The sequence below is a fragment of the Paenibacillus hemerocallicola genome (assembly GCF_006265175.1).
GTDB lineage: Bacteria > Bacillota > Bacilli > Paenibacillales > NBRC-103111 > Paenibacillus_AB > Paenibacillus_AB hemerocallicola.
On record NZ_VDCQ01000045.1, the window covers coordinates 74,388 to 81,136 of the forward strand.

Below are 6,749 nucleotides of genomic sequence, written 5' to 3' on the forward strand. Positions count from 1 at the left end.
GAGAGATGAACTCCATCTCGCTTTAATATGTTATCCTTATTATTGCTGGCTATAGGGAGGAAAACAATTAGTCTGAAGCAGCTGTTGATAAGGGCTATGCGTATTATGATGTGGTATATTTTTCATCACATTGTAATCCCACAAGCCTATTTTATATCTAACCACGAACTGTTTATGACAGATGCCCATACACTACATGGTCAGTGTCTGCAATCATCATAAATGGAGGATAACATATATGTGCTTTAACGGAAGCTTCGGCAATTTTGAAAACAGGGGTTTTGGAATCCCATTTGGCTTAGGCTACTATGGGAGCCCTTTTATAAAGCCTTATTTATTCCGCCCACCTTTAACATCTTACCCGAATACCCCTCGGCAACCATCCAACCCTTATGTAGGAACAGGAACATCTCACAACATGTACCCAGAGAAACAAATGGCACCTCGATTTTACAATGATTTTCATCAAAATGTTGCTGCGGCACGACCTGCATCACTTCCAGCGCAAGGAATGAAGGTGGATCGAAACAATACCGCTTTAGTAATCACAGATCCGCAAAATGACTTTTTAAGTCCAAAAGGTGTAGCATGGGATTTAGTTAAAGACAGCGTTGCTAAAAATCATACGATTGAGAACATCGAATCATTATTAAAAACCGCAAAAGAAAATAAGTTTAAAGTGTTTGTGTCCCCTCATTGGTATTATCCCTATGACCAAAAATGGATGTTTGGGGGAGTATTGGAACATTTGATGCACGATCTCAAGATGTATCAACGAAAAAGTCCATTATCGCTTGAAGGCTTTAAAGGTTCTGGTGCCGACTTTCTGGAAAGATATAAGCCATATATTGAAGATGGTCAAACCGTCATCACAAGCCCGCATAAAATATTCGGACCCGAAGCCAATGACTTGGTTTTGCAATTGCGAAAACAGGCGATTTCGCGTGTCATTCTAGCGGGTATGTCTGGGAACCTATGCGTTGAATCCCATATGCGCGAATTAATTGAACAAGGATTTGAAGTAGCAGTTGTTCACGATGCCACAGCTTCCGCAAAAACGAACGACTTGGATGGGGATCAAGCCGCAAAAACAAATTTTCGAATGATTGCTAGTGCTTCATGGTCTACAAATGAGACAATAGATAAAATGAGATCCGTTCATAGATAAGAGCCTCATTAAAGGAGAGTAACCCCATTTCAATAGCCTCGTTTAATCTTCGCAATCGATTTTGGATCCGAAAACGAATTAATTTTATTTGGTTGACCGGATTGCAAACATTCTGTAGAATTTTGTTAAGTGTTTACTTTAGGATAATGTGCTTACTTAAAGGTAAGGGGATGATTTATCAATGATTCATCAGCTTGAATGTCCAGTGGAGACAATCATCCATGTTCTAGGCGGCAAATGGAAACCAATGATTTTATGGCATTTGATACAATCCAATAAGCGATTCAACGATCTGGAAAAGCTTATACCTGATGTTTCTCAAAAAATGCTTTCACAACATCTACGGGACTTGGAACGAGAGGGCATAATCGATAGAACGGTCTACCCCACCGTCCCTCCAAAAGTAGAATATTCCCTTAGTGAATATGGTAAAACATTGATTCCTGTAGCAGAAGTCATGTGTGCTTGGGGAGAAAACCATAATAAGCGGAAATATGAAGAATCTGCTTCTTAAAGCTGGTTCAATTCGTTTGCACACTAATTCAAGGACTCATAACAAAAGCTGCCAAGGGATTTTCCCTGGCAGCTTTTGCTATTTACAGTCAATCTTCCTTTAAGATTTTCGCCGTGGACCAACATGGATAACCCTTTCTGCTTAATGCTTACTTTTAAGTAAGGACCCTACATTAAAGTGGGTTCTTATAAAGATTTTTAAAAGATGCTAAGCTTGAGTCAATCCAGAGATGAAATATCGGGAGTCAATTATTAAGGAGGAAAAACGATGAAAATTATTGTTTTCGGAGCAACGGGAAAAACGGGGAGAAGAGCGCTGGAGCAAGGGTGTAAAATGGGACATGAAATGACAGCATTCGTGCGAAACTCCGAGAAGTTTTATGGACAGCAAGGAGAGCGTTCCGCCAAACATGTGAAGTTGATCGTGGACGATATCATAAACCCAGTAAGCGTCGGCGAGGCGCTCTCGCATCAAGACGCCGCTATTATTGCTGCCGGCCATGCAGGTCAAGGAGATGAGTTCGTTCGTCTCTTTGATAACATTATAAGCCAATGTGAAATCCACCCTAGTTTTTCCGGGAGGGTATGGGTAATGGGAGGTGCCGGACTGCTGAATATTCCATATACGGATCTCATTGGCAACAATCTGCCCGGATTCCCGCCTGCGTATAAAAATCACAACCGTAATTTTGAACGACTGCTGCAGTCTGAGCTTGATTGGTCAATTATGTGTCCGGGAACTATGATTGATTCGATAGAACCTCCGGCGTCGGTTCATCTGCATGTAACAACGGAAACCTTGCCCATATCAATTCCGAAGACTATCAAGGAATTATCCGAAGCCGATATAGCCGGTTACTTGTTCAGTCGGCTTCAAGAGCTGGATGTTGCTTATGATGATGTCGTGAAATGCATGCTGGACCATATCGAGCTCGGAGGGCCTTATAAGAGGAAAAGGGTCGGACTCGCCTATCAAAGCGAGATTCCGGTGTGCTAATGAGCAAAAAGGGAGATGGTGAGTTTGTTTGGATGGATCCTCGTTTTGCACATATTGGCTTCTATCGCGGTAATCGGTCCCGCTTTAGTGGTACCCGTCATTCGAAGGTCCGCTAGAACCGTCGGCCAGTTGCGCTTTGCTTTTGATGTAACGAACAAGCTTGCCATCCTGCCTAAAATTGGCGGAGCCGTACTTATTATTACCGGGGTTTGGCTTATGATCACAACGAAGATGGGGTTGTCCCAAATGTGGCTAAATATATCGATCCTTTTATCGCTGCTCATGGTCGCCACGATCGAGGGGTTGATCGGGCCGCGCATGAAAAAGATCATGGAAATTGTATCTATAAGTCAAAGCAAAGGGGATGAAGTCCCTTCCGAGCTCGGTCGATTGATGAAAAAGATCGTACCAATCGAGACGGCGTCACAGCTGCTTATGATTACCATAACCGTACTTATGATCCTTAAACCATTCTAAAGAATCCGTCAACCCTTTAACAATCGGCCCTTGGGTAGCCCCAGGAAGGGAAGAATCAATATCGAAAAAGTGGCCGTGCGCAGCCCTTTTTAAAAATGAAGGACAATTTAGTTATAGAGCATTTCCATATTATTTCGATACTGCATTACTCGAAGGAAATCGAGTGAGGTTGATAGCGGCGTCAGATGAACATCTGGAGGGTTTATTCAAGGCAAGTAATCATAGCGATATATGGACGTATAGCCCATCAAGCATCAGTAAGCTAAAAGACTTGACAGCTACAATGAATCAGTGGATGAGGTTAAAAGAGCAGGGATTGAGATACCCGTTCGTGATTTTTGACAAGAGTACGAGTGAAATTGTTGGTAGTACCAGTTATTTGGATATCTCTCTGCTAAACAGAAAACTTGAAATAGGCGGGACTTGGCTGGACCCTAAGGTTTGGAGAACCAGGATTAACACGGAGTGCAAGTATCTATTATTGGAATATGGGTTTGAAGAAATGAACCTGGTTCGAGTGCAATTCCGTACAGATACAAGAAATGAAAGATCTAACCGTGCAATCCAGAGAATTGGAGCACAGTTCGAAGGAACGTTGAGGCAAGAAATGATTGTCCGTGAAGGATACATTCGGGACTCAAATGTATATAGTATTCTTGATAAAGAGTGGGGACGAGTTAAAGCTAAATTGTTAAACTATTTGAGAAAAGAATAGCTTTTTTATGTGAATTAAGGGAAGGCTTAAAACCAGCTTAAGCTAACCGAGAACGTTAGATGAACGCAACAAGGAACAGTTTGCCGCGGCAGTTGTTCCTTGTTTTTTTTATTAAGCTAACTGGCAGCTTGATGCAACCTTTTTTTGGATTGAACGTCAATATATCATACAAATATTGCCTCGATTAATTCAAAAAGGAGAAAATGGAACTATGATAAAGAAATGGATCGGATGTACGGTTGTATTTTCATTATGCTTGAGCTTGTTGACACCAGGCGGACTCAGTCGAGCTGCAGATGCGAGCGTAAGGGTTACGCTGCCGGACTTTACGGTGAACCTGAATGGACATGCGGTCGAAAATCAGTACCGAGATTACCCTCTGCTGGTTTATCACGGTATCACCTATTTTCCGATGACGTGGTACGACAGCAGACTGCTCGGTTTGGAAGCGAATTGGTCGCCGGACGATGGTCTGATCATCAAACAAAGCCAGGTGACCTCTTCGTATGTGCCATTCAAGTCCGAGCGTCGCAACTCGGCCTCCTACGCCGCAGAAGTTCTCGCATCTTCCGTCATGGTCAACGGGAAGCCGATCGACAACACAAAAGAAGAATATCCGTTGTTAAGCTTCCGGGATGTAACGTATTTTCCATTGACCTGGCGCTTCGCGTACGACGAATTCAAATGGGGTTACCAGTGGAGCGATACCGATGGACTTAGCATCACGTCCGAAAACCCGCAGGTGCAAATGGTCCAACTTCCTGCATATTCCGGTGAGAACGATGTTGCACTTTTCAAGGGGTATTACTATTTTGTCGAGACGACGGATATGACGAACCATGTATATCGGGCTCCCATGCAGCAGCCATACGACAAGGAGGAGATTTATTCCTATAACTTCTATACCTCAGATAGGAATCCAAAGGTCGTAACTTTTCAAATCCGTGATAATACTCTTTGGTTTGCCTATCACCTCGGGGGAGGATTTACGGGTGCGGATCTGTTCGTTAAAATTGGTGACGATGGGAAAGCCGAGCTGCTGCATCGAGGGTATATCGATTTCATGGACACCCCGTATGGGACATTAATCCTCAATCTCCCTGGCGGCTACATGTATTTATCGCAACCAGGTGAGGATGAGGCGAATAGCAAGGTTGTGGGAGGAGAAAACCCGAGTGTGATGATGTACTTCAACCAGGCTAGGCGCAGCTTTCCTACAACCGCCGCCTCTGTGGTGGGGGATGATGTCTTCGTGCTGTGCTTAGAAGGCTTCAACGACCAGAATTCACTATGCAAAATTAACCTAAAAACGAATAAAAGCGATACGGTCGTCAACTCTGGCATTAGCTCGTTCCGGATTATCAATAGCAAGCTATACTATGTGAAAGTCGAGGACAACGCGCTATATTCGTCGGCGCTGGACGGGAAGGGCGAAATCAAGCTGTCCGACCATGCCGTATCATGGTTTGACGGCATCGACGGCAACGTATTTTACACAATCCAAAAGGAAACAAACCGATTCGAGCTGTACCATGCCGATCTGGACGGGGAAGACCCGCTCGTTTGGGCAACGCCTGTCGTCGGCGTGCAAGTGTCGAACGATCGACTCGTCTGCCGACTGGGCGACAACGACGGTGTAGTGATGCTGGACGGTTCAGGCCGCCTGCTGGTGGAAGTGGCGGATCCGATCGCGCGCGTGCTTACATCCGACGAAGGTGTTTTACTCGAATCCGCCCGAGATTCCTCGGTCTTATTCATTCGTTGAAGTAATACTGATTTCATCTGTGATGCAACATATTGCACTAACGGAGTATGTTAGTGCAATAGATACTGAACAGCCATGCTGATCCGCATTGCAGCTGCTCGCCATAATAAAAGCGCCCTTGAGATGGGCGCTTACAATGATGCGAGCTAGCTCCTGAACAACTTGACATGACCGATTGCCTCTCATGGGTATGGCGTTAGACCACATAATCTTTCGCATATGTAACCTTGCCAACGGATTTCTATCATGCCATTTGCTAATGGTGAATGTGGTGCGCTTATGTTTTTTTATGGTATGATCAGCATACTAATATATTTGGATGTGTGATATATGGATCTAACCGAGAAAACAACACTACCGCAAATAGCAAGTGAACGGATCAAGTTATATATTGTGGAACATGAGCTCAAGGCGGGAGATAAGCTTCCCTCCGTGAATCAATTGATCGATATGCTGAAGGTCAGTCGAACCGTCGTGCGTGAAGCGCTGAAAACGTTGGAGTCGCTTGGCGTTTTGCGGATTAAGGCGGGAAACGGTGGTATTTTTTTGAATGCCCCCTCTCTCAAGCCATTTGTGGACCAGGTATCCTTTCAATGGAAAAATAACGAGTTGAAGCTCAAAGAACTTATCGCTACAAGAAGGGTGCTGGAACTCTGTGCCGTAGAGATGGCCATCGAGCATTATGATCTTGGTCTGTTGGAGCAGCTTGATCTTGCAAACAAACAAATGGAGCAGAGCATTACAGAAAGAAAGCTTCCGATAGAGGAGGATTTGGCATTTCATCGAGCACTTTTCAAGGCGACGGGAAATCAGACATTTTTCGAGTTAAGCAATGTGTTAAGCGAGTTTTTTAGCCAAATCAGAGAGCGGCATTTCGTCGATGTCAGAAATAAGATTACTTCCTTTGAAGAGCATAAGCAAATTATAGCGCAAATTCGGAAGAAGAATGTGGACGAGGCGAAAGCGATCATGAAGAAGCATTTGTTGGTCTTGGATATGTTGATTTCGAACACAGCAGAGCAGTAATCAGCTATGGATAACGGTTACGCCGCTAAAAGACAGCCATGAGCCCTTGATATTATCCCCTTTAAGTAGACAGTGTTAAGAATCGACA

At 44.1% G+C, this 6,749-nt stretch carries 7 protein-coding genes; all 7 read left to right on the forward strand.

The genetic code is table 11. The features are described from left to right. Positions 1–238 precede the first annotated feature (238 nt). The 7 genes from FE784_RS26375 to FE784_RS26405 all read left to right on the forward strand — a co-directional run bounded on the left by FE784_RS26375 (position 239) and on the right by FE784_RS26405 (position 6,661). On the forward strand, positions 239–1,168 hold the full coding sequence (locus FE784_RS26375; protein WP_246132183.1) for a cysteine hydrolase family protein: 930 nt from the start codon (positions 239–241) through the stop codon (positions 1,166–1,168). Between the two features lie 181 nt (positions 1,169–1,349). Then, a complete protein-coding gene (locus FE784_RS26380) occupies positions 1,350–1,682 on the forward strand; it encodes a winged helix-turn-helix transcriptional regulator (RefSeq protein WP_102710951.1) in 333 nt (110 codons plus the stop codon). A 267-nt stretch (positions 1,683–1,949) separates the two neighbouring features. Next, positions 1,950–2,678, forward strand: a complete 729-nt coding sequence (locus tag FE784_RS26385; RefSeq protein WP_139605247.1) for an NAD(P)-dependent oxidoreductase — start codon at positions 1,950–1,952, stop codon at positions 2,676–2,678. 15 nt (positions 2,679–2,693) lie between these two features. Then, positions 2,694–3,155, forward strand: a complete 462-nt coding sequence (locus tag FE784_RS26390; protein ID WP_139605248.1) for a DUF2269 family protein — start codon at positions 2,694–2,696, stop codon at positions 3,153–3,155. Between the two features lie 163 nt (positions 3,156–3,318). Further along, positions 3,319–3,870, forward strand: a complete 552-nt coding sequence (locus FE784_RS26395) for a GNAT family N-acetyltransferase (RefSeq protein WP_246132184.1) — start codon at positions 3,319–3,321, stop codon at positions 3,868–3,870. A 211-nt stretch (positions 3,871–4,081) separates the two neighbouring features. After that, positions 4,082–5,635 carry a DUF5050 domain-containing protein gene (locus FE784_RS26400; protein ID WP_139605250.1) on the forward strand — a complete coding sequence of 518 codons (1,554 nt, stop codon included), beginning with the start codon at positions 4,082–4,084 and terminating at the stop codon, positions 5,633–5,635. Between the two features lie 330 nt (positions 5,636–5,965). After that, positions 5,966–6,661: a FadR/GntR family transcriptional regulator gene (locus FE784_RS26405; RefSeq protein ID WP_139605251.1), complete on the forward strand. Its 696-nt coding sequence runs from the start codon at positions 5,966–5,968 to the stop codon at positions 6,659–6,661. Positions 6,662–6,749: the final 88 nt, after the last annotated feature.